The 25,455-nt window shown below is 51.6% G+C and carries 34 protein-coding genes and 1 riboswitch; of the genes, 24 read left to right on the top strand and 10 right to left on the bottom strand.

Annotated elements, in window-relative coordinates:
- Positions 1–43 precede the first annotated feature (43 nt).
- From EDC33_RS06035 to EDC33_RS06010, 6 genes are all read left to right on the top strand, one after another.
- Complete coding sequence (locus EDC33_RS06035; RefSeq protein WP_094906580.1) at positions 44–892, top strand: DUF72 domain-containing protein; 849 nt, start codon at positions 44–46, stop codon at positions 890–892.
- Positions 893–964: 72 nt separating this feature from the next.
- A complete protein-coding gene (locus EDC33_RS06030) occupies positions 965–1,786 on the top strand; it encodes a sulfite exporter TauE/SafE family protein (protein ID WP_040105047.1) in 822 nt (273 codons plus the stop codon).
- Positions 1,787–1,796: 10 nt separating this feature from the next.
- Positions 1,797–3,113 carry a bifunctional metallophosphatase/5'-nucleotidase gene (locus EDC33_RS06025; RefSeq protein WP_040105046.1) on the top strand — a complete coding sequence of 439 codons (1,317 nt, stop codon included), beginning with the start codon at positions 1,797–1,799 and terminating at the stop codon, positions 3,111–3,113.
- A 47-nt stretch (positions 3,114–3,160) separates the two neighbouring features.
- Positions 3,161–3,323, top strand: a riboswitch (Lysine riboswitch).
- Positions 3,324–3,405: 82 nt separating this feature from the next.
- Complete coding sequence (locus EDC33_RS06020) at positions 3,406–4,998, top strand: Na+/H+ antiporter NhaC family protein (protein WP_124010516.1); 1,593 nt, start codon at positions 3,406–3,408, stop codon at positions 4,996–4,998.
- 140 nt (positions 4,999–5,138) lie between these two features.
- Entirely contained in the window at positions 5,139–6,059 is a 921-nt protein-coding gene (gene lipA, locus EDC33_RS06015) for a lipoyl synthase (RefSeq protein ID WP_040105044.1), read from the top strand.
- Between the two features lie 5 nt (positions 6,060–6,064).
- Positions 6,065–6,481 (top strand): YutD family protein, encoded by a 417-nt coding sequence (locus tag EDC33_RS06010; RefSeq protein ID WP_084217635.1) that lies wholly within the window; start codon positions 6,065–6,067, stop codon positions 6,479–6,481.
- Between the two features lie 59 nt (positions 6,482–6,540).
- On the opposite strand, the gene EDC33_RS06005 is transcribed toward EDC33_RS06010, so the two are convergent.
- Positions 6,541–6,807 (bottom strand): DUF3055 domain-containing protein, encoded by a 267-nt coding sequence (locus tag EDC33_RS06005; protein ID WP_040105043.1) that lies wholly within the window; start codon positions 6,805–6,807, stop codon positions 6,541–6,543.
- An 88-nt stretch (positions 6,808–6,895) separates the two neighbouring features.
- Between EDC33_RS06005 and EDC33_RS06000 the strand changes: the two genes are divergently transcribed.
- The 4 genes from EDC33_RS06000 (at position 6,896) to EDC33_RS05985 (ending at position 9,696) form a co-directional block, all read left to right on the top strand.
- The gene (locus EDC33_RS06000; RefSeq protein ID WP_124010515.1) at positions 6,896–7,327 is read left to right on the top strand and encodes a DUF86 domain-containing protein; all 432 of its coding nucleotides are present in this window, start codon (positions 6,896–6,898) and stop codon (positions 7,325–7,327) included.
- Entirely contained in the window at positions 7,317–8,081 is a 765-nt protein-coding gene (locus tag EDC33_RS05995; RefSeq protein WP_040105041.1) for a TIGR01457 family HAD-type hydrolase, read from the top strand. Before EDC33_RS06000 ends, EDC33_RS05995 begins: the two co-directional genes overlap by 11 nt.
- The gene (locus tag EDC33_RS05990) at positions 8,082–9,038 is read left to right on the top strand and encodes a 2-hydroxyacid dehydrogenase (RefSeq protein WP_040105040.1); all 957 of its coding nucleotides are present in this window, start codon (positions 8,082–8,084) and stop codon (positions 9,036–9,038) included.
- Positions 9,039–9,153: 115 nt separating this feature from the next.
- A complete protein-coding gene (locus tag EDC33_RS05985) occupies positions 9,154–9,696 on the top strand; it encodes a biotin transporter BioY (RefSeq protein ID WP_124010514.1) in 543 nt (180 codons plus the stop codon).
- Positions 9,697–9,735: 39 nt separating this feature from the next.
- Here EDC33_RS05985 and EDC33_RS05980 read toward each other — a convergent pair whose 3' ends face one another.
- Positions 9,736–10,086: a YuzD family protein gene (locus EDC33_RS05980; RefSeq protein WP_229716610.1), complete on the bottom strand. Its 351-nt coding sequence runs from the start codon at positions 10,084–10,086 to the stop codon at positions 9,736–9,738.
- A 56-nt stretch (positions 10,087–10,142) separates the two neighbouring features.
- Here EDC33_RS05980 and EDC33_RS05975 point away from each other — a divergent pair, with 56 nt between their 5' ends.
- Positions 10,143–10,385, top strand: coding sequence for a NifU family protein (locus EDC33_RS05975; protein WP_031547410.1), 243 nt, complete (start codon positions 10,143–10,145; stop codon positions 10,383–10,385).
- Between the two features lie 41 nt (positions 10,386–10,426).
- On the opposite strand, the gene EDC33_RS05970 is transcribed toward EDC33_RS05975, so the two are convergent.
- Complete coding sequence (locus EDC33_RS05970; protein WP_040105037.1) at positions 10,427–11,488, bottom strand: NAD(P)/FAD-dependent oxidoreductase; 1,062 nt, start codon at positions 11,486–11,488, stop codon at positions 10,427–10,429.
- Positions 11,489–11,591: 103 nt separating this feature from the next.
- Between EDC33_RS05970 and EDC33_RS05965 the strand changes: the two genes are divergently transcribed.
- The 6 genes from EDC33_RS05965 (at position 11,592) to EDC33_RS05940 (ending at position 15,862) form a co-directional block, all read left to right on the top strand.
- A complete protein-coding gene (locus EDC33_RS05965; RefSeq protein ID WP_040105036.1) occupies positions 11,592–11,855 on the top strand; it encodes a DUF1450 domain-containing protein in 264 nt (87 codons plus the stop codon).
- 53 nt (positions 11,856–11,908) lie between these two features.
- Positions 11,909–12,268, top strand: a complete 360-nt coding sequence (locus EDC33_RS05960; RefSeq protein WP_040105035.1) for a HesB/IscA family protein — start codon at positions 11,909–11,911, stop codon at positions 12,266–12,268.
- Between the two features lie 129 nt (positions 12,269–12,397).
- Positions 12,398–13,603 carry an NAD(P)/FAD-dependent oxidoreductase gene (locus tag EDC33_RS05955; RefSeq protein ID WP_094906572.1) on the top strand — a complete coding sequence of 402 codons (1,206 nt, stop codon included), beginning with the start codon at positions 12,398–12,400 and terminating at the stop codon, positions 13,601–13,603.
- A gap of 72 nt (positions 13,604–13,675) precedes the next feature.
- Positions 13,676–13,993: a YuiB family protein gene (locus tag EDC33_RS05950; protein WP_179287267.1), complete on the top strand. Its 318-nt coding sequence runs from the start codon at positions 13,676–13,678 to the stop codon at positions 13,991–13,993.
- 11 nt (positions 13,994–14,004) lie between these two features.
- Complete coding sequence (locus EDC33_RS05945) at positions 14,005–15,492, top strand: leucyl aminopeptidase (RefSeq protein WP_124010513.1); 1,488 nt, start codon at positions 14,005–14,007, stop codon at positions 15,490–15,492.
- Positions 15,485–15,862 carry a PaaI family thioesterase gene (locus EDC33_RS05940; protein WP_124010512.1) on the top strand — a complete coding sequence of 126 codons (378 nt, stop codon included), beginning with the start codon at positions 15,485–15,487 and terminating at the stop codon, positions 15,860–15,862. The genes EDC33_RS05945 and EDC33_RS05940 overlap by 8 nt, the downstream gene beginning before the upstream one ends.
- 45 nt (positions 15,863–15,907) lie before the next feature.
- On the opposite strand, the gene mnhG is transcribed toward EDC33_RS05940, so the two are convergent.
- The 7 genes from mnhG to EDC33_RS05905 are packed head-to-tail and all read right to left on the bottom strand — an operon-like array spanning position 15,908 to position 21,734.
- Complete coding sequence (gene mnhG, locus EDC33_RS05935) at positions 15,908–16,291, bottom strand: monovalent cation/H(+) antiporter subunit G (protein ID WP_229716611.1); 384 nt, start codon at positions 16,289–16,291, stop codon at positions 15,908–15,910.
- A complete protein-coding gene (locus EDC33_RS05930; RefSeq protein WP_040105030.1) occupies positions 16,284–16,583 on the bottom strand; it encodes a Na(+)/H(+) antiporter subunit F1 in 300 nt (99 codons plus the stop codon). The genes mnhG and EDC33_RS05930 overlap by 8 nt, the downstream gene beginning before the upstream one ends.
- On the bottom strand, positions 16,580–17,059 hold the full coding sequence (locus tag EDC33_RS05925) for a Na+/H+ antiporter subunit E (RefSeq protein WP_124010511.1): 480 nt from the start codon (positions 17,057–17,059) through the stop codon (positions 16,580–16,582). The genes EDC33_RS05930 and EDC33_RS05925 overlap by 4 nt, the downstream gene beginning before the upstream one ends.
- Positions 17,060–18,553, bottom strand: a complete 1,494-nt coding sequence (locus EDC33_RS05920) for a Na+/H+ antiporter subunit D (protein ID WP_124010510.1) — start codon at positions 18,551–18,553, stop codon at positions 17,060–17,062.
- Positions 18,543–18,884 carry a Na(+)/H(+) antiporter subunit C gene (locus EDC33_RS05915; RefSeq protein WP_031547385.1) on the bottom strand — a complete coding sequence of 114 codons (342 nt, stop codon included), beginning with the start codon at positions 18,882–18,884 and terminating at the stop codon, positions 18,543–18,545. Before EDC33_RS05915 ends, EDC33_RS05920 begins: the two co-directional genes overlap by 11 nt.
- A complete protein-coding gene (locus EDC33_RS05910; protein WP_031547384.1) occupies positions 18,884–19,351 on the bottom strand; it encodes a Na(+)/H(+) antiporter subunit B in 468 nt (155 codons plus the stop codon). The genes EDC33_RS05915 and EDC33_RS05910 overlap by 1 nt, the downstream gene beginning before the upstream one ends.
- A complete protein-coding gene (locus tag EDC33_RS05905) occupies positions 19,320–21,734 on the bottom strand; it encodes a Na+/H+ antiporter subunit A (protein WP_124010509.1) in 2,415 nt (804 codons plus the stop codon). The genes EDC33_RS05910 and EDC33_RS05905 overlap by 32 nt, the downstream gene beginning before the upstream one ends.
- Before the next feature lie 189 nt (positions 21,735–21,923).
- Here EDC33_RS05905 and EDC33_RS05900 point away from each other — a divergent pair, with 189 nt between their 5' ends.
- From EDC33_RS05900 to EDC33_RS05880, 7 genes are all read left to right on the top strand, one after another.
- Complete coding sequence (locus EDC33_RS05900; protein ID WP_094906568.1) at positions 21,924–22,514, top strand: peptidylprolyl isomerase; 591 nt, start codon at positions 21,924–21,926, stop codon at positions 22,512–22,514.
- A 128-nt stretch (positions 22,515–22,642) separates the two neighbouring features.
- Positions 22,643–22,846: a hypothetical protein gene (locus EDC33_RS05895; RefSeq protein WP_040105025.1), complete on the top strand. Its 204-nt coding sequence runs from the start codon at positions 22,643–22,645 to the stop codon at positions 22,844–22,846.
- Positions 22,830–23,090, top strand: a complete 261-nt coding sequence (locus EDC33_RS05890) for a DUF1871 family protein (protein ID WP_094906567.1) — start codon at positions 22,830–22,832, stop codon at positions 23,088–23,090. The genes EDC33_RS05895 and EDC33_RS05890 overlap by 17 nt, the downstream gene beginning before the upstream one ends.
- A 128-nt stretch (positions 23,091–23,218) precedes the next feature.
- Positions 23,219–23,593: a S1 domain-containing post-transcriptional regulator Ygs gene (ygs, locus tag EDC33_RS05885; protein WP_124010508.1), complete on the top strand. Its 375-nt coding sequence runs from the start codon at positions 23,219–23,221 to the stop codon at positions 23,591–23,593.
- Positions 23,594–23,838: 245 nt separating this feature from the next.
- The gene (locus EDC33_RS12640; protein WP_170156364.1) at positions 23,839–23,991 is read left to right on the top strand and encodes a hypothetical protein; all 153 of its coding nucleotides are present in this window, start codon (positions 23,839–23,841) and stop codon (positions 23,989–23,991) included.
- Complete coding sequence (locus tag EDC33_RS12865; RefSeq protein ID WP_255620658.1) at positions 23,991–24,116, top strand: hypothetical protein; 126 nt, start codon at positions 23,991–23,993, stop codon at positions 24,114–24,116. The genes EDC33_RS12640 and EDC33_RS12865 overlap by 1 nt, the downstream gene beginning before the upstream one ends.
- A 93-nt stretch (positions 24,117–24,209) precedes the next feature.
- On the top strand, positions 24,210–25,403 hold the full coding sequence (locus EDC33_RS05880; protein WP_040105023.1) for an ornithine--oxo-acid transaminase: 1,194 nt from the start codon (positions 24,210–24,212) through the stop codon (positions 25,401–25,403).
- The last annotated feature ends 52 nt before the right edge of the window (positions 25,404–25,455 follow it).

Here is a 25,455-nt window from a genome sequence, read left to right as displayed (position 1 = left end):
AATGGCAGGCCGAATTATGTTACAATAAATTAAGGTGATTTCTATGATCTATATTGGATTGACGGGTTGGGGCGATCATGATGATCTGTATACCGACCTTGTAAATAAGAAGGATAAGCTGCAGGCCTATGCCTCCCATTTCCCCATCGTTGAACTGGATGCGACATACTATGCGATCCAGCGTACTTCAACGGTTGAAAAATGGTGCAATGAGACGCCGGACAAGTTCAAGTTTGTCGTCAAGGCACACCAGTATATGACGGGGCACAGCGACTACCGCGACCACTACGACTCCATCAGGGATGTCTTCAGCGCATTCCGGGATATGCTGCGCCCGATGGAGAAGGCTGGGAAACTCGGATTCGTCCTGCTGCAGTTCCCCCCATGGTTCGATTGTACACATAAGAATATACGCTATGTAAAGTATGCGAAGGAACAGCTTGAACCATACAAGGTGGCGGTAGAGTTCAGAAACCAGACATGGTTCGAGACACGCTACCGGGAGGAGACATTGTCATTCCTCGACGCCAACGGCATGATCCACAGCATCTGTGACGAACCCCAGGCCGGCATCGGCAGCATCCCATTCGTCAACCGGGTGACGGACCGGACGGCATTCATCAGGCTGCATGGGCGCAACGTCCACGGCTGGACACAGAAGGACCGCAGCAGCCAGGAATGGCGGACAGTCAGGTATCTCTACGACTACAACGAAGAAGAATTGGAATGGCTGAAGAGGCAGGTCGAAATCCTCAATCACAAGACGAAGGACATCTACATCGTGTTCAACAACAATTCCGGCGGCCATGCCGCAGGAAATGCGCAGGATTTCATGTCAATGATGGGTATACGGTATGAAGGGCTTTCCCCGAAACAGTTGAAGCTGTTCTAGCAGTAAAGGGAAGAAGATTTCTGATGCACAATTACAGCCAGGATCCCCTGGTCTTTCAAAGGAGCCACGCTTATGGAATTTATCATTCTTATATTGATCGGGCTTGCCGCTTCTGCCCTTGGCGCACTCGTCGGTATCGGCGGCGGGGTAATCATCGTTCCGCTGCTCATATTCTTCGGCATCAACATGGGGATCCTGGACCGCATCACACCGCAGAGTGCAGTCGGCACTTCGAGCATCATCCTGATCGTCATCGGATTGTCGGCGATGATCTCCTATGGACGAAGCAACCAGGTGGACTGGAAGAATGGCCGTCTCTTCCTGCTCGGCATCATGCCCGGGGCTTTCATCGGGTCGTATGCCAGCCGTCTCTTCACCATAGACAGCTTCAATCTGTATTTCGGCATATTCCTCATATTCCTGAGTACCCTGCTCATCGTCAGGGATAGGATAAAACCCATTTCCATCTTTCAGGATGAACGGTATATGGAACCCCATGTGGACAACATGGGGGAGGTCCACCACTATGGATTTCCGGCCTACATTGCCATCATCTCGACATTTGTGGTGGGCTTCTTCACAGGGCTTTTCGGCATTGGTGGTGGTGCACTGATGACGCCGCTGATGCTGCTCGTCTTCCGTATGCCGGCGACGATCGCCATCGGCACCAGCATGATGATGGTCTTCTTTTCCGGCTCGGCTGCTGCAGCCGGACACATACTGCAGGGGAATGTGGACTTCTGGTACGCGGTCTTCATCGTCCCCGCCGCATTCATCGGGGCCAAGATCGGCGTAATGGCCAACCACCGCTTCAATTCTGATTCGCTCGTTGTCGTGCTGCGCACAGTCCTTCTGCTGCTCGGAGTATACATGATTCTACAGACCATCATTTAGAGGTGATTGGATGGAAGTGAAGCTTTTTCATACAAATGACATACATAGTCATCTGTACAACTATTTGAAGATAAAGGATTTTCTCGACAACAAGAAACGGCAGTACAAGCAGGATATGGTGTACGTCGACCTTGGAGATCACGCAGATCGCTCCCACCCCTATACCGAGGCGACACTCGGCAAGGGCAACGTGGAGATCCTCAACGAAGCCGGATGCGATATCGCCACAATCGGAAACAACGAAGGGATCACCCTCCAGAAGGAGGACCTGAAGACACTGTACGACGGCGCGGATTTCGAGGTCATCTGTGCCAACCTTCGTGAGGTGGGGAGCACCTCCCCATACTTCAAGCCGTATGTCATCAAGGAGATCAATGGCATCAAATTCGGTTTCATCGCCGCAACGGTCGAATTCACGCCCTTCTACAAAGCGCTGGGCTGGGAAGTGTCGGAGGCTTTCGAGTGGATTTTGAAAGCCATCACGGAGATCAATACAGAGGTCGACTGCATCGTCATGATGAGCCATCTCGGACGCTATGATGATGAATCCCTCGCAATGATGTTTCCTGAAATAGATGTCATATTGAGTTCACATACACATCATTATTTCGAAGAGGGTGAGTGGATCGGGGATACGCTGCTTGCCGCTGCCGGGAGGTTCGGGGATTTTGTGGGGGAGGTGACGCTGGAGTTTGAAGGGCGCGCACTCATCCGCAAGCATGCCCGACTCTACGACACCGATCTGCTGTCGAGCAGTGACGACCATTATTATGAAATCGGCCGGGACATGATGTCGACGGTCGTAAAGGAAGAGGCACCGCCGATCGAACGGACCCTCTATTCCACCAGCCGGTTCATCATGGCATTGGCCCGCATGCTCAGGCTGTTCACGGACAGTGATGCGAGCCTGCTCCATACGGGGCTTATTGCGAAGTCCTTCGAGGGCGGGACCCTGACGGAATATGATCTGCATAAGGTGCTGCCGCACGCGATCAACACGGTCCAGATCGAATTGACCGGACGTGAGCTGAAGGAAGTGTTCAATCAGGCGTCGAAGCATGAGTTCAAGGATGACATCATCCGGGGGCTCGGCTTCCGCGGTGATATATTCGGCTGCTTCGTCACGGACAATATCGGCTATGTCCAGTCGGAACGCGAATACTACATCAATGGCGAACGGATCGATGACCGCCGGCACTATAAACTCGGCACGCTGGACATGTATACATTCGGCAGGATATTCCCGCAGTTCAGGTATTCGAAGAAGGTCTATAAGATGCCCGAGTTCCTGAGGGAAATCGTCAAGATGTACCGCACGGAATTATAGTTGAAAAGTATGCAGATTATGCTATAATATTCTATGACAATTGAAGAACGGAAAGTAGAGGTCGCAACGGCCATGAGTACAGGAGGGAGCAGGCATGCTTTGAACTTCTGGAAAGGGGCAGTTGCCGAAGGGTGCACCCGGCGGGGTGACATCCTGGGATCAGGTCGAAGAGTCCTGGTACTGTCATTACGATGATGCGCTACATATTGGTGATTGACGTCACGGTGGCTGATTCTGTAATGCTGCTGTGACGTCTTTTTTATGATCTAAATCGTTTTTCAGGAGGATATATATGGAAAGTATATTGAACTGGGAGTACATCTCCCTCATCCCGCCGCTGCTTACGCTGCTGCTTGTGGTGCTGACGCGAAAAGTGGGTATCAGTCTCGGTGTCGGCATCCTCACCTCGGCGTTCGTCATTGCGGGTGCGGATATAATGGAGACACTGCGGATGATATGGAGCAGTTTCGCAATCATTTTCGTTGATGGGGGTGCCATCAATACGTGGAATGCATTCATCCTCATCTTCCTCAGTCTCCTTGGAATCATGACTGCATTCATCAACATGTCGGGTGGGGCAAGGGCCTTCACCGCCTGGGCGCTGACGAAGGTGAAATCCCGGAAGGGTGCCAACATGGCGACTGCACTGCTCGGCATCATCGTCTTCATCGATGACTACTTCAGTGCATTGATCGTGGGGCAGGTGGCAAAACCCCTGACGGACAAATACAATGTCTCCCGTGCAAAGCTTGCTTATCTGATCGATACGACGGCATCTCCAATTTCTGTCATTGCCCCGATTTCAAGCTGGGGCGCAGGCATCATGGGTCTTGTGGCCCCGCTGATTGCCGCAGCGGGCATGGTGGCGGTGACGCCGTTCCAGGCATTCGTCTATATGATACCGATGAATTTCTACGTGCTGACTGCAGTGGCGATGATGTTCATCGTCATCCTTACACGCTTCGACATCGGAGCGATGCGGAAGCATGAATCCCTCGCCATCAATGATGGACAGGTGGTCGGGGACACGCGCGAAGTACCCGGCGAAACGGACGAGGAACTCCCCGTCCATCAGCAGGGTTCTGCCAAGGCGCTGATCGTACCGATCCTGGGGCTCGCCTTTACGGTCATCATAGCGATGTTCGTAACAGGTGCAGTGACAGGCGGTTCCATGGACATCTTCAGCATCTTCGAAAATACACTCGTGACGCACTCCCTCGTCATCGGGGGCATCGTCGGCCTGTTGCTCAGCCTGTTCTACTTCTTCAGGTACACACACAGCGACGATGACTTCGGCAAAACGGAGATATGGCTTGGTGTTAAGACCGGCTTCATGGCCATGTTCCCGGCGATACTCGTGCTGACCCTGGCATGGATGATCGGTGACCTGATCGGCCAGCTCGGCACCGGCGAACTGCTCGGTTCCATGGTCGAGAGTTCGAATATGCCGACAGGCATTCTGCTTGCGGTCGTGTTTGCGGTCGCCTGTCTGATGGCGCTGGCCACGGGGACAAGCTGGGGCTCATTCGGCATCCTCATTCCGATCACAGGTGAAATCATGATTTCACTCGAGGCGACTGATCTGCTGCTGCCAAGCATCGCAGCAGTACTTGCAGGCGCAGTATTCGGTGACCACTGTTCACCGATTTCGGACTCGACGATCCTCTCCTCGACGGGGGCAGGATGCAACCACATCGTCCATGTAATGACGCAGCTGCCATATGCGATCGGCTCCGCTATGATCGCGCTGGCCGGGTATCTGGTACTTGGTCTGACATCAAGTCTTCCGCTTGCGCTTCTGACACTGCTGGTGCTCCTCATCATCGTCGTGGTCGTCTCCAAAGTCGTCTATACACCGATCGTCAAGGAGAGTGCAGAATCATAGGTTGAATTGGCCGCCACCCCCGGGTGGCGGTTTTTTTATAGTATGACATTGAGTGAAGAATTTTTCTTTTTTGCCACTTTATTCGAATAATTATGATAATATGAACATGATATTGATTTAATTAAGGAGGGCATTGTAAATTGGCTACAAAAAATGAAGAGATACTTAGAAAGCCGGATTGGCTGAAGATCAAGCTGAACACCAATAAGAACTATACCGGCCTGAAGAAGATGATGCGTGAGAAGAACCTACATACAGTATGTGAAGAGGCGAAATGTCCAAACATACACGAATGCTGGGCGGAGCGCCGCACGGCCACATTCATGATACTGGGCGCGATATGCACACGTGCCTGCCGTTTCTGTGCAGTCAAGACGGGGCTGCCGAATGAACTCGACTGGGATGAGCCGAACCGCGTTGCGGAATCCGTGAAGCTGATGAACCTGAAACACGTCGTCATCACCGCGGTCGCAAGGGATGACCTGAAGGATGGCGGCTCCAGGGTATACGCGGAGACAGTGAGGAAAGTCCGCGAGGAGAATCCATTTACTACAATAGAAGTATTGCCATCGGATATGGGTGGGGAGTATGATAACCTCAGGACACTGATGGATGCGAAGCCGGATATACTGAACCATAACATCGAGACGGTCGAGCGCTTGACACCGAGGGTCCGTGCGAAGGCGAAGTATCACCGGACGCTTGAACTGCTCAGACGTTCGAAGGAGATGTATCCCGACATCCCGACCAAATCAAGCATCATGGTCGGCCTTGGGGAGACGGTCGAGGAGCTCCACCAGACGATGGATGACCTCCGTGCGAACGATGTCGACATTCTGACGATCGGCCAGTACCTCCAGCCTTCAAGGAAGCACCTCAAAGTCCAGAAGTACTACACGCCGCTTGAATTCGGCAAGCTCAGGAAAGTGGCGATGGAAAAAGGCTTCAAGCACTGTGAAGCAGGGCCGATGGTCCGTTCAAGCTATCATGCCGACGAGCAGGTGAATGAAGCTGCCAAGGCGAGACAGGCCCAGGGTGATGAACTTTTGAAAGGTGAGTAAGTACTATGATTACGATAGATCATATGCATTTTGAACTGGTGGAAGATTACCGGGATGCTTTTGATGAAGAACAATTTAAGAAGAAGTACAGTGAAGTGCTGAATAAATATGATTATATCGTTGGGGATATCGGCTATGAGAAACTCAGGCTGACCGGCTTCTACCGCGACAGCAAATCGAAGGTGGAACGCGACAAGAAATACAGCGCCATACAGGATTACCTCTATGAGTACTGTAATTTCGGCTGCGCCTACTTCGTACTGCGGAAAATACCGAAATCGGAAATGAAGGCCGGCCAGGAAGCGGAGACAGAAAGCCCCGGCCCCGAAAATTCATCCAATGGACGGGACCAGGCGGACAGCAGTCCGGAACCAAAGAAAAACAAGACACTCGCCGCCCACCAGCCTGTGGATGGGGAATGAAAAAAGCCTGCTTCCCCGTCTGGGGAGCAGGCTTGATTCTTATATGGACCTGTACTTGGTCAGGCGATGACTTCCGAGAGGAACGCCTCCACCTCCGAGGCTTCGTCATCGGTGTATCCGAGTATATGGGCGATGTACCCTTCCTCTTCGAGGTCATCCGGGCCGATGATGCCGAAACGGCTCCCCTGTGTATTCAGGACCAGGCTTTTGCCGAAATAGCGGTCCGTCTGGATGATGGCGAGGTCATACCGCCCATGTTCACCCACAAAGCTGACGTAGCGTGTATAGGTGTCTTCTGATTCATCATAAAGAAAGAAGTCAATCAAAGGATTCCCCTCCAGTTCAAGTGTATTGGAATTATGCTATCATATTATAGGAAGAGTTACAAAAGAACGATTATGGGAGTGTCGATGGATGTACTTTGTAGATAAGGATATACTGCTTGAAAGATTGGACTATATTGAAGGGCTCACAGCCGATTTCGATAAGGCCGAAGGGCTTGCGCTCGAACGCACATGCCAAATGCTGATCGAAGCCGTGGTGGATGTCGGCAACATGATCATCGATGGATTCATCCTGAGGGACCCCGGGAGCTACCAGGACGTCATGGACATCATGGAGAATGAAGGGGTGATCCCATCGGATGACAACCGCCATTTCAGTGAAACATTCACATGGCGCAGCGAGCTGACGCGCAATTATACAAAGCTCGACCACGAAGCGATGAAGAAGGACTTCCAGGCACACTTCGCGGCATATAGGGATTTCAAAGGGAATGTCTTTGCCTTCTTCGAAAATGAGGGGCAGACCATCACTGCATTCAAGGGAGACCAGCATGAAGTATGAAGGGTATCTCGTCGACCTTGACGGGACGATGTACAGCGGGAACACGGTCATAGACGGGGCCATCGATTTCATCGACAGGCTCAACAGGAACGGCATACCCTATGTATTCCTGACCAACAACGCGACGAAGACACAGCAGGAGGCTGCCCAGAAGCTGATCGACATGGGGTTCGACATCCATCCGGAAACCCTCTACACTTCAGCGATGGCGACAGCCGCCTATCTTGAGAACGAACAGCCCGGAGCACGCATTCATGTCATCGGTTCAGAAAGTCTGAAGTCGACCCTCGCGGAGTCGGGGTTCACACTGGCGGATGCCGATGTGGATTATGTGGTGATGGGGCTCGACAGGGAAATCAACTATGACAAACTGTCGCGCGGCGCCCTTCTGATTGCGGAAGGGGCTAAACTGATCTCCACGAACCCGGACCGGAAGTTTCCGACGGAAGCGGGTCTTGTTCCGGGGAACGGCTCGCTGGTGTCGGTGCTCGCCAGTACGACGGGGGTCGAACCGATTGTAATCGGAAAGCCTGAGGGGATCATACTGGAGGCGGCGGTTTCCACACTTGGGCTGCCGAAGGACAGGGTCCTGCTCGTCGGGGACAATTATGACACGGATATACGCACCGGCCTCGACAATGGTGTGCACACCCTTCACGTCAATACGGGGGTCACACCGGCCGAGGAAGTGAAGAAACAGGAAAGACAGCCTGAATATATGATCGACCATCTGAAGGAATGGAGTGTGAAGTAAGTGAAGAAGATTGTAATCACCAGAAAGATCAACCCGAACATGATTGAAAAGCTCAAGAAGGATTTCGAAGTGGTTGTATGGAACGAAGATGAGCAGCCGATGCCGCGCGAACGCTTCCTCGAAGAGACGAAGGATGCCCACGGCGTGATGACCATGCTCAGCGACAAGGTCGACCGTGAGATGCTTGAAAATGCGCAGAACCTCAAAGTGGTGGCCAACCTGGCCGTCGGTTTCGACAATATCGACCTGGAGGCGGCCAGAGCCAATGAGGTCGTCATTACGAACACGCCTGATGTGCTGACGGAAACGACCGCTGAACTGGCCTTCACGCTCATGCTGACGGCCGCACGCCGTGTACTGGAGGCGAACCGTGAGCTGATGGCTGGGGAATGGTCCGGCTGGAGCCCCTACCATATGGCAGGTACGGATGTATTCGGCAAGACGGTGGGCATATTCGGCATGGGTTCGATCGGCGCGGCATTCGCCAGACGCCTGTCGGGATTCCGTGTGAAGGTACTCTACCATAACCGCAGCCGCTCGGAAGTCGGCGAGTCCATGGGTGCTGAGCTGGTCTCATTCGAAGACCTTCTGGCTGAATCGGACTTTGTATTATGTGCCGCGCCCCTGACCGGCGAGACGAAACACCGCTTTGATAAGGAGGCATTCAGCCAGATGAAGGAGAGTGCCTACTTCATCAATATCGGCCGCGGGGCCCATGTGGTGGAGGACGATCTTGCAGAAGCGGTCAGGAACGGGGACATCAAGGGAGCTGCCCTCGATGTTTATGAGAATGAACCGATTGGACGGGATCATCCTTTCATCGGCATCGACAACATGACACTGCTTCCACACATCGGCAGCGCATCTGTGGATACGAGGAACAACATGATGAACCTCTGCGTCAACAACATCATGGAAGTGCTGAACGGCGGCAAACCGATTACACCGGTCCAATAGGGAAGGCGTCCCTATGGGCCGTCTTCACCGCTCATTGTCAACCTATAAAAATAAAAGGTTAACATAGGGTTCCGTTAGTGATATGATGGTAGACATAAAGGAAAGAGGTGGTTTTATGTCAACGAAACATCTTCTCTACGTTGCCCTGTTTGCAGCCCTCATTGCAATCGGTGCACAGATCCGTCTGCCCATCGGTCCGGTACCGGTGACGATGCAGGTGCCGATGGTCCTTCTTGCCGGTCTGATGCTCGGGCCGAAACTCGGTGCGCTCAGTGCGCTCGTCTATATGCTGATGGGCCTCGTCGGGCTGCCCGTCTTTGCCGGGGGAGGCGGCATCGGATCGCTTGTTTCACCATCCTTCGGCTTCATCGTCGGCTACATACCTGCGGCCTGGCTTGCCGGATTCGGTGCTGCATACAAGTCCTCATCTGCCCGGGCAATCAGCTTTGCACTCGCTGCAACGGCTGTCATCTTCCTGTTCGGCTTCCTGTACTTCATCTTCATCATGAATGTGGTACTCGACACGCCGATGAGTGCTGTTGCTGCCTTCAAGGTGGCGATACTTCCATTCATACTGAAGGATGTGGCTGTGGCTGTAGTGACGAGCATGTTTGCCCGTATGCTCCATACCCGTGGACTCCACCTGGCGAATGGTTGATGAAAAATGCCCCTGGGAAATGCTTCCCAGGGGCAAAAATCATGCTTCCTTTTCGATTGTCTTCTGTATCGGCTTGAGCCGGATATGGCCGTCCTGTACGACTTCATCGTTTACGGTGACGAGTGGATAGAACAGCTCATCCTCATTGATGCGTTCGATGAGGCTCTCGTCATAATCCGACAGGTTGTCCTCATGGTCGATGTCGATATAATTGAACTTGAGCTCATGATCTGGGTACTTCCGTGACAGTACGGCTTCAAGCCATTCGTACGTATCCTTGGAACCTGGTGCGTTGACGCAGCTTGCACATACGACATCACGGCCGTATACATTGATTGCATATTTCATGAAGTAACATCCGCCTTTCAGATGATGGATTTTTTGTTCCATATCCATTATAATATACATATAATCATTTGCGTATGAAATAAGAGGGAGTGAATTTCATGACTACTGGACAAGATACGATGTTTGAACAAGTCGATGAAGTATTGGATAAATTGCGTCCGTTCCTGCTGAGGGATGGAGGAGACTGTGAGCTTGTGGATGTGGAAGACGGCATTGTGAAGCTGCGTCTTCTTGGAGCCTGCGGCACATGCCCAAGCTCAACAATCACACTCAAGGCAGGAATCGAACGTGCACTGCTTGAAGAAGTACCAGGATTTGTGGAAGTGGAACAGGTATTCTGATACATCCAAATGGACAGCCCCCGCGATGCGGGGGCTGTTTGTTAATTATTGCCCAGTTTGTACATCCAGAGTACACCGCTTTTCAACATTCGGGCAATACGGCCTGTGACCGTCCGTTCCTTGAGGTAGGCGAACCCTTCCTTGGAGCCGAGTGATCCGAGTATCCCCTGCATTTTGATGTCCGACATCTCTTCCGGAAGGGCCTTGCCCTTGAGGATATCCTCGATGACTTCCGCAATCTGTTCGGCCTGGCCTTCGGCGACCTGAGCCGAAGGTGCATGCTTCAGTGCCGCCGAATCTCCGACCACATAGACGTTTTCGTGTCCCGGCACCTGATGGTATTGGTTCAGTACGACGCGTCCGCCGGGCCCGAATTCAACGGGCAGGTTGCGTACGACCTCCACCGGCTGTACACCGGCTGTCCAGATCGCCAGGTCCAGATCGTGCGATTCATTATTGTTGTAGACCTTGTCGGCTTCGACCTTGACGATGTTCGAGTTCGGGATGACTTCGACGTCATTGTCATCGAACCATCTTTTGACGTAGGCACTGAGCCGTGCCGGATACATCGGCAGGATGCGGTCGCCGCGGTCGAACAGTTTGATGTGGAGGTCTTCGCGTGCCTCGCGCAGCTCACTGGCCACTTCGATGCCGCTCAGGCCTGCACCCACGATGCCGACTGTGGAGCCGGGCTTGAGGTCCCCGATGCTCTCGTATGTAGCGCGCGATTCCCGGAGTGACTGGATACTGTATGTATGTTCCTCAGCACCGGGCACGCCATGGTATTTATCCTCGCAGCCGAGACCGATGACGAGCATGTCATAGTCCAGTGTCTGGTTCTCGAGGATGACCCTGTTTCTGTCGATGTCGATTTCCGAGACTGTGTCAAAGACGATATTGACCCTGTCGTCGTCGGGAAAGTCGACCCGGACGTTCTTTTCACTTTTCGTCCCTGCAGCCAGGGCGTAGTATTCAGTTTTCATCCCGTGGAAAGGATTCTTGTCCACGAGGGTGATGGTGTAGCCGGAGGGCAGTTTTGGAAGGATGCGCTGTATGAAGCGCATATTTCCATAGCCGCCTCCGAGACATACGATAGTATTCATAGTCAGTACCGCCTTGTATTAAAATTCTATTATTTATATTATAATATTTAACGCGATAAACTACAATGAAAGTCGGCAATAATGCCGAGAAAGAGGGAGTGCAATGTTTACCCTTGTCGAGTTCTGCTCATCAAACATGCTGAAGGGCACCGAAGAGGTGTACCGGACACTGGACGACGATCCCGAAATCGATGTGCTGGACTATGGCTGCCTGAACAACTGCGGATTATGCAGCAAAGCATTCTTCGTACTTGTGGACGGCGAGATAGTCAGTGCCATGACACCGGAGAAGCTCCTTGAGAAGATATATAAGAGGATAGACAGGAACAAGCGGGAAATGGAAGAATGGACCGAAGATTTGAGTTAGACGTCCATTTGCTCTATAATTGGAATTAATAAAAATCAACGAGGGGTGATTATGTGTCTCACGTAACTCTGACGGAAAGCGCCGCCTACGAAGTGAAGGACATGCTTGAGAAGAACGAGATGGAAGATGGCTACCTGAGGTTCAAAGTCCAGGGTGGAGGCTGCACCGGTCTGACATACGGTATGGCGGCTGAAACCGAACAGACGGAGAACGATGAAGTCTACGAATTCCATGGTGTTAAAGTACTAGTCGACAAGAAGGATATCCCCGTCATAGACGGTACTGTGATCGACTTCAAACAGTCCCTGATGGGCGGCGGTTTTACCATAGACAATCCGAACGCGACGCTCGCCTGTGGATGCGGCTCTTCATTCAGGACTAAAGAAGTCGCCGGCCAACCGGAAGATTGCTAAAGATTCATCCAAACCGCTTGAAATATGTGAAGAAAATCGCTAATATTATAGGAGATTAATATTAGCGGTTTTAATTATGCCCAAATTCAGGTGCAGTATAAAAAAATGGAGAGAAAAGGTGACGTTATAATGAGTTTTGAAAGAAAGAAAATTTTGGTGCTGGGTGCAGGGTATGCCGGATTGCAGACTGTATCCAAACTTCAGAAATTGTTGTCTCATCAAGATGCCGATATCACACTCATCAATAAGAATGAGTACCACTATGAAGCTACGTGGCTGCATGAAACGGCTGCAGGAACAATCGACTGGGAAGAGGGCGTATACCCGATCAACAAGGTGGTCGATGCACAGAAGGTGGTTTTCGTACCGGCTGAGGTTACTGCCATCCATAAGGATGAACAGCGTGTGGAAACGACTCAGGGCACATTCCAATATGACATCCTTGTCGTAGCGCTTGGCTTCGAAAGTGAAACTTTCGGCATCGAGGGCATGGAGGAGCATGCGCATTCAATCGTCAACCCGGAGACTGCTACAGCAGCACGCAAGGAGATCGAACGGAACTTTGCAAACTACAGGCAATCCAATGATCCGAAGGATATTTCCATCCTTGTCGGTGGTGCCGGATTTACAGGCATAGAGTATCTGGGCGAACTTGTCGAAAGCGTACCGGAGCTTTGTGAAAAGCATGGCATCGACTACAACAAAGTGAACATCACATGTGTGGAAGCAGCGCCTAAAATGCTGCCGATGTTCCCTGAAAACCTCGTCGAATATGCTGTTGAATTCCTTAAGGACCGTGGCGTCAAATTCATGGTCGATACGCCGATCGTTGCAGCGAATGAAGATGGCTTCGTCGTGGAAGTGAATGATGAGAAGCAGCAGATCGAAGCGAACAGCGTCATCTGGACGGCTGGTGTACGTGGCAGCAGCCTGATGGAAGAATCATTCGATGGTGTCAAACGTGGACGCATCGTCGTAGGACCGGATCTGCGCATTGAAGGGTACGACAACATCTATGCAATCGGTGACGTCGCTGCGGTGATGAACGGGGAGACTGAGCGTCCATGGCCGACGACTGCCCAGATTGCCATGCAGCTGGGTGAACATACAGCGAAGAACATCGAGCTTTCACTCAAAGGGGAACGGCTCGAGGAGTTCTCCTACAACGACAGGGGTACCGTCTGTTCACTCGGATCCAAAGATGGCATCGGACTTGTAATGGGCCGTGAGATCAAAGGCAAGAAGGCGGCATTCATGAAGCGTGTCATCGATTCGAGGGCGATATTCAAAATCGGTGGCCCACTGCTCGCCTATTCAAAAGGAAAAATGTTCTGATACAACTGATATGACAGGCATGGGTATTGCTTTAATGCCCGTGCCTTTTTTTCATGTGGAGGGTAACCAATAATGTCAATAATACAACTTGCAATATCCATGCTGCTGTTCTTCGTCCTGTTCTACGGGATCAGCTTCATACTGAATATGATCCTGAAGATGACATGGCTGATGGTGGGTGTATACCCCTTCATCGTCCTGCTCATCGTGGATGGCATCTCATCAGCGGAATATTTTACAAATACATCTGAAGCTTTCAGCACCCTTGGGGAGAGGCTTGTGAATCTGCATCCGGCGGATATGCTGATGCTTGGGAGCGGGCTCGTCGGGACGATACTTGCCGGTATGACGATCCGCTACTTGCGCAAAGCCGGGTATCAGATGTTCTAGGAGGATAAATGATGGAATTTCAATATCGCGACAAATATGTCGCAACAGAGGAACCGATCATCATCGGGCTGCCGCATGAGCCGGCCCGTATGGAGAATCATGAAGAAGTGGACACGCTGCTTGGCGGCCAGATGGATGCCATCATCAAGGAGGATGTCCTGTCCACGGAATTTTCAGCAGTGACGACAACTGGCGTGACCATACAGCGGGACTACCGCAAAGTCATCGCCATCGGACTCGGGGCGATCGACAAGCTTGATTCAGTGAGGCTGTCGGAAGCACTGGGCAGAATGTTCCAGTTCATGAAAGATACGGATACGGTCCGCGGGCAGATACTGCTCGATACGTTCCCGGTGGATATGGACATGCTTGCGGAGGCGGTGGGCATAATGGCGGAGATCAGTGTGTATGAATTCAATACATATAAGACCGACCAGGCGCCCCTCTTCTCTGAAGAAGCGATGTTCTCGATCACCAGCAGCGAAGCGGTTGAAGAGAGGATTTCACGTTACAGGAAAGTCGGTGCGGCGATTGCCATGGCGAGGAACTTCAGTGAGACGCCGCCGAACATCATGACACCGGAACATATGGCAGACAAGATCGCCGCCATATTCCGCTCCCATCCGTATGTGACGGGAGAAGTGAAGAGCGCGGAAGCGCTTGAAGAAGAAGGGTATGGCCTGATCAATGCAGTCGGCAAAGGCTCCAAGGCGAAGCCGCGGCTCGTCACCATCGAATACCGTCACCCGGAAGCGGAAGGACACAGGCCGATCGCCCTGGTCGGCAAGGGCATCACGTTCGATACAGGCGGATATTCGATCAAGACTAAGACCGGCATGCCGGAAATGAAATATGATATGAGCGGGGCTGCGAATGTAATCGGCATGGTCCATGCCATTTCGGAGATGTCGCTGCCGGTCCATGTCATCGCAGTCGTAGCACTCGCAGAAAATATGGTGGATGGAAATGCCATGCGGCCGGACGATGTCTATGTTTCCTATAGCGGACAGTCTGTGGAAATAAAGAACACGGATGCTGAAGGCCGTCTGGTACTCGGGGATGCAGTCTTCCATGCCTCCCAGTACGCACCAAGCCTGATCATGGATTTCGCTACATTGACCGGTGCCGTCGTGGCTGCACTCGGTACAGAGCGTACAGGGGTGTTCACGAACAAGGACGCTTCATTCCTCGCACCGCTGGTGGAAATGACGAAGCATACCGGTGAAGAGATCTGGCAGCTGCCGATTTCCGAAATCGAGGAGCAGAATGTACGCCAGTCGCAGGTCGCAGATCTCACGAATCACGTGGAGAAGCCAGGCCGAGCATCATTCGCGGCCTGCTTCATCAAGCAGTTCGCCAACGGCACACCGTGGATCCACTTCGATATTGCGGGGACGGGTACATCGGATAAAGAAACGCCATATGGTCCCAAAGGGGCGACAGGCGTGATGATACGCACCATCGTAAAGCTGTTCGAGACAGGGGATGTCCATGAATAGCGGCGGTCTGATCGAACTGCTCGAGATTGAAGTCGTGCGGGATGAGCCGGGCCTCATGGTAATGGGGATGCCGGTTACGGAGAAGGTGCTCCAGCCATACGGCTACCTTCATGGCGGAGCAAATGTGGTATTGGCGGAAACGGCCGCCAGCCGCGGAGCCACAGGGCTTATTGCCGAAGATGAGATCACCTTCGGCATGGAGGTAAACGCCAACCACATCAAGACGAAGCAGTCGGGCAGGCTGACCGCCACAGCAAGGTGCCGGCATCAGGGCAGGAGCTCGCAGATATGGGAAATCGAGATCATGGACGAGGAGGAATCACTCGTCTGCCTGTCCCGGTGTACCATGGCAGTGAAAAAGAAGAGATGAAAAAAGTGCAGTGGCACCCATTTGGGTGCCACTGCACTTTTTTATTTATTTCTTGAAGTTCTTTATTGTGATCGGGTGGGTGTCCGTATCGTCGGATTCGCCCATCTCGTCCCGTTTGAGTTCATTCAGCACAGTCAGCTTGTAGGGCGTGACGCCGGTATGGAACGCACTGCGTGAAAGCATGTGGGCGGATACCGGTGCAGTGATGAAGATGAACAGGATGGCAAGGAAAAGCTTGCTGTCCATGTAGCCGTCCATGTACCAGAAGTAGAGGAAGGTGCCGATCATCATCATCATTACCCCGAGCGTGGAGCTCTTCGAAGCTGCATGCATCCGGGAATAGACATCAGGCAGCCTGATGACACCGATGGCACTGACGGCTGTGAAGAAGGCACCACCCAGTATGAAGAAGGCGATGAGGCTACTCATTATGATCTCTATCATTTTCAAAAATCACGCCTTTCTCCAGATATTTGGCAAATGCGATCGTCGCAATATAGGCCAGTATGCCGATGAGCAGTATCACCACAAGCAGATAGGTCGTATGGAGGGTCATGGCGATCAGTGCAATCATCGCCATAAGCATGACCCCGAAAGCATCGAGCGCCATGATCTTATCATGGAGCGAAGGTCCCTTGACCATGCGGTAGACCATGCCGACCATCGAGAATGCAAGAATGATGATGCTCAGTATGATGACGATATCAAGGAAAGTATTCATGGTTTCTTCACCTCTTTGATCGCCTGCTCGAAGCTGTCCTTGATCGAGGCGATTTCCGTTTCTGAATCCTCAACATTGAGGCCATGGATATACAGTGTATTATGGTCATCCGATATGGCCACGACAATGGTTCCAGGAGTCAATGTGATCAGGGCGGAAAGCAGACTGACTGCCCATTCATCTTCAAGATCGCATGGATATGCGAAAAATCCGGGGCGTATGTCAACCTTCGGACTCAGGACGACTTTGACGACATCGATGTTGGCCAGTATCATCTGCCAGATGAAGATGAACACAAGAACGATGATCGCCTTGACTCTCTTCAGGTAGAAGGATCCCGGAAGGAAATTCCTGAGCATATACACTGCGAGCATCCCAAGCAGGTAGCCGGCAGTGAATGATGCCACACTGAAATTCGAGGACAGGAACATCCAAAGGGCGGCGAGGGCCAGATTGATCAGTATTTGTAATGCCATCTATTCCACCTCCGGCAGATAATTAGAGTAAGAGGCTGGATCATGGAACGATTGCGCTGCCATCTCGAACATCGGATAGAGTGCATCCGCCGCGAGACCGAAAGCGACGGAGACGATCACCATCGCTATGGAGGCAAAGAGCAGCTTATCGCTCTTGACCGGCTTCAGCCTGCTGAAGTCCATATCCTCGCCCCAGAATGCGCTGATGAAGATCCTGATGACGGAGTACAGCACAACAAGGCTTGAAATGAGCACGAGGATGCCGGCGATGTAGTTGTCGTTGGCGAACGTCGACTGCACGATGAACAGCTTGCCGTAGAATCCCGGAAGTGGCGGCACTCCTGCAAGTGACAGGGCGGCAATGAAGAACATCCAGCCTGTAATGGGGTGGATCTTGATCAGACCGCCCAGCCTTTCGGCGTTCGTCTCCCCGGTACGGTAGATGAGGAAGCCGACAAGCATGAACAGCGCCGCTTTGATTATCATGTCATGGATCAGGTAGTAGAACGCACCGAGCATTCCGGACTCATCCATCATCGATACGCCGACAAGAATGACGCCGACTGCAATCAGTATGTTGTAGATGATGATGCGCTTCATATCCGCGTGGCTGAGTGCACCGATGGACCCCATGACGATGGTGGCCAGAGCGAGCAGAAGCAGCATCTGGTGGGTGAATTCGACATTATCTATGAAGAACAGGCTGTATGTCCTGGCAATCGCATAGATGCCGACTTTCGTAAGCAGCGCCCCGAACAATACAAGCACGGGCATCGGGGGTGCATAATATGAGCCCGGCAGCCAGAAGTAGAGGGGGAACACCCCGGCCTTCGTTGCAAATACGAAAAGGAAGACGACGGCGAGGAGGCTCATGATGCTGTACTCTCCTTCAAACCCTTCAAGCTTCGTGTGGATATCCGCCATATTGAGTGAACCTGTCACCGAATAGAGATAGGCGAGAGCAAGAACGAAGAAGTTCGAGGAGATCATGTTGACGAGTATATACTTGAATCCTTCCTGAAGCTGGATCTTCGTGCCGCCCAATGTGATGAGTACATAGGAAGCGAGCAGGAAGACCTCGAAGAATACGAACATGTTGAATATATCCCCGGTGGAGAACGCGCCGTTCACACCGGAAATCATGAACATGACCATGACATAGTAGTAGAATTTCTCACGTTCGACACCGATGGACTGGAAGGAATAGATTACGGTAAACAATGTGATGATTGCGGTTGTAAGGAGCAGAAGCGCTGCCGCCATATCTATGACGACACTGATGCCGAAGGGCGGGGCCCAGTCTCCGAGGAAAGTTGCAATCGTGCCATTCCTATAGACAAGGACGACCAGCCATATGGCAGAGATGATGATGAGCAGACTGCTTATCGTCGCAATCACCCTATGTACCAATGGCCGCTGCCCTGTAAATAACATGATGATTCCCGCAAAGAATGGAATCATTATTGGCAATAGAGGCAATATGTTAGTCGTCATGTGGAACTCCTTTCATCTGTTCAACGTCGTCTGTACCAAGCTCCCTATAGCTTCTCAGGGCAAGAACCAGTATATAGGCGGTCAGTGCAAAGGCAATGACGATTGCGGTCAGGATGAGCGCCTGCGGCAGCGGGTCAGAGTAGTTGGATACTTCTTCATCGAGCACCGGGATGTTCCCACGCTTCAGCTGCCCCATTGTGAGCAGCATGAGGTGGACCCCATGGCTGAGGAGTGCAGTGCCGATGATGATCCTCAAGACACTTTTCGAGAGCATCATGTATACGGCAGAGCCGATGAGGATGCCGCTCAATATGATTGTGATCAGTTCCATTATTCATCCGCCTCCCCTACAAGTACGATGATGAGGAGGGCAGTGGCAGCTACTGTAAGGAAGACCCCGATGTCGAAAAGGACTGCGGAGTGGAGCGCCACTTCCCCGAACACCGGAATCTCCACATAGGTGTGCTGGTGTGTGAAGAACGGTGTGCCGAACAGGAAGGAGAGCGTCGGTATGCCTGCTGCAAACACCAGTCCAATCGTGATGACCAACCTGAAATCGATGGGCACCATGCTTTCCAGCGTCTTCCGGTCATAGGCGATCAGAAGGAGGATGAGTGCCGCTGCTGCGAGCAGCCCCCCGACGAATCCGCCGCCCGGTGTATAGTGGCCTGCGAAGAACAGGTTGAAGGAGAACATGATGACGATGAAGAAGACCAATTTCGCAGTGAACTGGAGAAATACATCGTTCATCTGTTTCTGAACTTTATTATATCCGGCTTTCTTCAGCGTGTTCTTCATTATTCCCATCCTTTCTGTTCAATCTGAGTTTCATCAGGCTGTATATTCCGATGCCTGCTATGCCGAATACGAGTGTTTCGAAGAGTGTATCGAACCCACGGAAGTCGACAAGTATGACGTTGACCATGTTGCCGCCTGCGGCAAGCTCATATACATTTTCTATATGGAACTCGCTGATGCGGTCGAACAGCCGGTTCGAATAGGCGGTAAGCCCGATGATGATGACGATGAGCGCCACCCCGAGGGAGACGAGGAAGTTCGTCAGCTTGAACCTCATACGCTCCTGGTGTCTGCTGTTCTTCGGCAGATGATAGAAGCAGACCAGGAAGAGCGCAGTCGTCACCGTTTCGATGGCAAGCTGTGTCAGTGCAAGGTCGGCTGCCCTGAAGAATACGAAGAACAGCGACATGGAGAATCCGATGGCCCCAAGCATGATGATGGAAACCATGCGCGACTTCGTGCCGAGGATGACGACAATCGACACCAGTATGATGAGCACGACGGCCATTTCGTGTATGCCGACCGGCGCCATATCATCAAAGCTGATCCGTATCCCTGTATTCAGCAGCGTGAGGATGCCCATCACGATGAAGAACAGAAATATATATACGAGATAGGAGCGGATGAAGCCGCTCATGTACGAATCGGTTATTTTCCGTGAACCGAAGCGGCTGTAGATCAACCCCTGGTCATACAGGTAGTTCAGGGTGAAGCGGTCCTTATGATAGTCGTAGATGAACATCCATTTGTCCCTGAAGTAGAACAACAGGGTGCCTGTAATCACTATGAAGACCGTTGCCCACAGGGCCGGGTTGGCGAACCCATGCCACATGTATAGATGGGTCTCGAGCGGTGTATCGGACGCCATGATGCTCATTGCAGCCGGATCGATGATCGTTCCTGACAATACGTTCGGGAAGAAGCCGAAGACAAGAACGAGGACAGTCAGGATCGCCGGGGAGATGAGCATCAGCGCAGGCGCTTCATGCGGCTCCTTCGGCGTATCATAAGTCCGTTTGCCGAAGAAGACACCGTATATGAGCAGTATGGAATATATGAAGGTGAATATGCTGCCTACAATGGCGAGCAGCGGGAAGATGAATGCGACATCCGCCAGTGCGCTGAAGTTCGCATCTCCCACGTGGATCATCGCTTCAAGGAAGAGTTCCTTCGAAAGGAAGCCGTTGAACGGCGGAAGCCCCGCCATGGATAACGCTGTAATCAGCGTCAGAGTGAAGGACACCGGCATGACCGTAAGCAGGCCGCCGAGCTTCTTCAGACTTCTCGTACCCGCTTCATGGTCGACGATGCCCGTCACCATGAAGAGTGCGCCTTTGAAGGTCGCATGGTTGATCAGATGGAAGACTGCCGCGACCACGGCAATCGAGAAGTATTCCTCGTTTGCACCGGTCACGACGCTCAGGGCACCGAGACCGAGCAGTGACATGATCAGTCCGAGCTGGGATACCGTCGAGAAGGCGAGGACGGCCTTCAGGTCATCCTTGCGTATCGCATTGAAGGAGGCCCAAGCCATGGTGATCAGTCCACCGAGGAGTATGATCCACACCCACAGTTCCGAAAATGCGAACAGTGGCGTCAGTCTTGCCACGAGGTAGATGCCCGCCTTTACCATGGTGGCGGAGTGGAGGTAGGCACTTACTGGAGTAGGCGCTTCCATTGCATCCGGCAGCCAGATGTAGAATGGGAACTGTGCCGATTTGGTGAAGGCACCGAACAGGATGAGCACGACCGCCAGCGGTGCCAGAGGGCTCTCCTGGATGGCTGAAACCTGGTTCAGCATCTCCCTGATGCTGAATGTGCCGGTCATTATATAGAGCAGTATGAATCCGCCGAGCATCAGGAATCCGCCGCCCATGGTGATGAGCATGGATTTCTGGGCGCCGTACAATGACCGCTCCTTCATGAACCAGAAGGCGATGAGCAGGAAGCTGGAGATGGATGTCAGTTCCCAGAAGAGATAGAGCATCAGTACATTATCGTTCAGTACCACACCAAGCATGGCGCTCATGAACATGAGCAGGTAGACATAGAAGCTTCCAAGGTCCTCCCTGTGTGACAGGTAACCAATCGAGTAAAGGACGACAAGTGCTCCGATACCGGAAATGAGTATGGCAAATAAAAGTCCAAGACCATCTATGTACACATCGAAATTCATGCCTATTCTCGGCATGACCGCCAATGATTCATAAATCAGTTGATTATTGCTCACCCGAGGTACGAGTGTGAGCAGGTAGATTACAATAATGAGTGGAACCGGCAGAACAAACCAGCCCAGATGAAGGCGTTTGTAATACCTGTAGATGACGCCGATTGCTATGGCGGCGATCAGAGGTAATAAAATCGCTAAGTGTATCAGTGCCAAAGTGTATCCTCCTTTATTTGCACAATATATATAGCAATTATACAGTAACCAATAGGGTAAATAAACGTATAGGGTTTGAAAAAAGTGAAAATATCTGTATAGTATAAATAGGAAAAAAGCAGTTTTATGTCACATATTTTTCACATTTTAAGCACTGAATCTGCAATAAATGAAATCAGGAGGCATAACATGACTTACCCACAGTTAACGACAGAAGTAGGCAGTAATGAAGTACAGGCCGTCATCCACACGAATCATGGAGATGTGAAGGTCAAGCTTTTTAAGGACATCGCACCAAAGACGGTCGAGAACTTCACGACCCACGCGAAGAACGGCTACTACGATGGCCAGATCTTCCACCGTGTCATCAAGGACTTCATGGTTCAGGGAGGAGACCCGACTGGTACAGGCATGGGCGGCGAAAGCATCTACGGCGGCAGCTTCGAGGATGAGTTCTCCACCGAGGCATTCAACCTGTACGGTGCCCTGTCCATGGCGAACGCGGGCCCGGGTACAAACGGCAGCCAGTTCTTCATCGTCCAGGCGAAGGAAGTCCCTTCCCAGATGCTCGGACAGCTTGAAGGCGCAGGGTATCCTGCTGAAATCATCGAAGCATACAAAGAGCGCGGCGGCACACCGTGGCTCGACCAGCGACATACTGTATTCGGGCAGGTCATCGGCGGCATGGATGTCGTCGAGAAGATCGCTGAAGTGAAGACGGGGGCGCAGGACCGTCCGGTTGAGGATGTCAAGATCGAAACGATTGAAATCACCGAATAGGATCATGAGGGAGAGGGCACCAGGCCCTCTCCCTTCATCATAAAATGCTCACAAAATAGTCATTAATAAAGGATTCATACATAAATGGTGTTTGTTATACTGTAGTGAGTAAAGGGGAGTGATTAATCATGATGCCGTTTCTATATTTCCCTGAGGATAAGACGGAGTATATCCCTGCGCTCCTCATGCTTGCCCTGTGCATACTGCTTGCCTACCTTGCCTACCGGTTCGTAAAGAGGCATTCAGAAAAGCAGGAAGAGAAGATGAAGCGTTTCGAGCAGCAGGTGATGGAAAGAATTGAACAGGAACAGTACCATGAATCCGGAAGGTAGCATCGAACTCTATCGGCTGCTCAAGGAGTGGGACCCACTTGGACTGGCGGCGGAGGACTTCGACTATGATGCTGAAATCTATGACAGCATGGAAGTGCTTCACAGCACCCGGGACGTCGAAACGGCGGGCCGGAAGATACAGCAGATCTTCCTCCATTCGTTTGAAGAGGAGATACCGCTTGCACAAATCCGTCCGGTGGCTGAAGAGGGACTGGAGATCGTGGAATTATATAAAGCACCTTGACCGCAGGATGAGCCGAGCTCTCCATGCGGTTTTTTGCGTTGTTCCCGACCTATGATTAGATAATCCCTTCCTATTATGATAAAATAATCAGTGCGTATGAACTACTGAAAGTTAGTGGGGTAATCCAAGTGGCAAAAAAATATCGGACAGGCCAGTTCGTGAAGGTCAAAGTAACTGGTATCCAGCCGTATGGTGCTTTTGTCAAAACCCCTGATAATCAAGAAGGACTCATTCATATTTCAGAAGTGATGAACGATTACGTCCACGATGTCAATCAATTTTTATCCAAAGGGCAGATAGTCAAGGCGAAAGTGCTCAGTGTGGACAAGAATGGGAAACTCAACCTTACTCTGAAGGATAATGAATACTTCAAGAATGAGGAAAGGAAACGGGATAGGCGTTCCGTCCTGGACCAGATCAAGGATACGGAAAAATATGGATTCGAGTCCCTTAGACAAAAGATGCCGGATTGGATAGAGACGGCGAAACGACGCATGAAGTAGCATAGCTGGCCAGACAATCGAAACGTACAGCCGGAAATATGGAATCTGCAGGGGGTGATCCTCTGCAGTTTTTTTATTTGCCGAAAATATCAGGGGCGCAAATCCTGATCCTGGAAAAGCAGATTAAAACACGCCTGCAAAGGGGATTGGGAGGTCTGCAGCCCATTTTTCATAAAGCTTGAAAAAATCTGAAAAAAAGTCCATTATTATTTATAGTGCTTCACTGTTATAAGGAAGATTACTGAGTGATGCTGCACAAAGGGGAGCTTGTCATGATGGATGACAGGAAGGAATCCGGCATCGATCCCGGACCACTCAGCCATTTCCCCGGAAAAATCAAAAAGCATATTGAAATCGGGAAAGAAGAAGGTAAACTTGAGGTAGGGAAATACCAGTAATGAAGCATGAAGATATGCTCATGCAGGAGGAAATCTCCAGCCTGGCATTCGTCGGCTTCAATATGTTCCATCGCCGGCCCGGAAACAGGTTGGCCGGATTGCCTGACACTCCATGTGCAAGGTAAAACAAGCTCCGAACAGTTTCAAGCTCCATCACCAGCAAGAACACAAATAGAACAGTGGGAATCCATCCGCTGTTTTTTGGAAAGGGATGTAAAATGACGAAATCACAAGAAATCATCAAGCAGACAGAACAGTATGGTGCGCCGAACTACAACCCGCTGCCGATCGTCATCTCGGAGGCAGAAGGTGTATGGGTCAGGGACCCGGAAGGAAATGAATACATGGATATGCTCAGTGCATATTCTGCAGTGAACCAGGGGCACAGGCACCCGAAGATCATCCAGGCACTCAAGGATCAGGCAGATAAGCTCACCCTGACATCCCGTGCTTTCCACTCCGACAGGCTTGGACCGTGGTATGAGAAGGTCTGCAAGCTTGCCGGCAAGGAAATGGCACTGCCGATGAACACCGGTGCGGAAGCTGTGGAGACGGCCATCAAAGCAGCAAGACGCTGGGCCTATGATGTAAAGGGTGTAGAGGACGACAAAGCTGAAATCATCGCAATGAACCAGAACTTCCATGGCCGTACACTGGCTGCGGTCTCACTTTCCTCGGAAGCGGAATACCGCCGTGGCTATGGCCCGCTGCTCGACGGCATCAAGCTGGTCGATTTCGGCGATATCGGACAGATCAGGGATGCAGTAACCGAAAATACTGCAGCGATACTGCTCGAGCCGATACAGGGGGAAGCAGGCATCAATATTCCACCTGAAGGTTTCCTCAAGGAAGTCAGGGAATTGTGTGACGAACACAACATACTCTTCATTGCAGACGAAATCCAGGCTGGACTTGGCCGTTCAGGCAAAATGTTCGCGACGGACTGGGATGATGTGAAACCGGATATGTATATTCTGGGCAAAGCGCTCGGCGGCGGCGTCTTCCCGATTTCCTGCATACTTGCAGATAAAGAGGTGCTTGGCGTGTTCAATCCGGGATCCCACGGATCCACATTCGGAGGGAACCCGCTCGCCTGTGCCGTTTCGGAGGCAGCACTTGATGTACTGGTGGATGAAGAACTTGTCGAGCGTTCGAATGAACTTGGCGAATACTTCAAAGCGGAACTCGAAAAAATCGACACACCATTGATAAAGGAAATCAGGGGACGCGGCCTGTTCATAGGCGTCGATCTGACGGAGTCTGCACGTCCATATTGTGAAGAGCTGAAAGAACTCGGTCTTCTGTGCAAGGAAACGCATGACACGGTCATCCGTTTTGCACCACCGCTTGTCATATCGAAGGAAGACCTGGATTGGGCGCTCGAAAGAGTGAGGAAGGTACTGTCCAAATAACGCTTTCAAATAGTAATTAATGTGTTACAATAACATTGAAAACAGTTCCAAA

It is taken from the genome of Salinicoccus roseus, assembly GCF_003814515.1.
GTDB lineage: Bacteria > Bacillota > Bacilli > Staphylococcales > Salinicoccaceae > Salinicoccus > Salinicoccus roseus.
The sequence above is the reverse complement of the archived record's forward strand: the minus strand, read 5'-3'. Positions and strand labels throughout refer to the sequence as shown.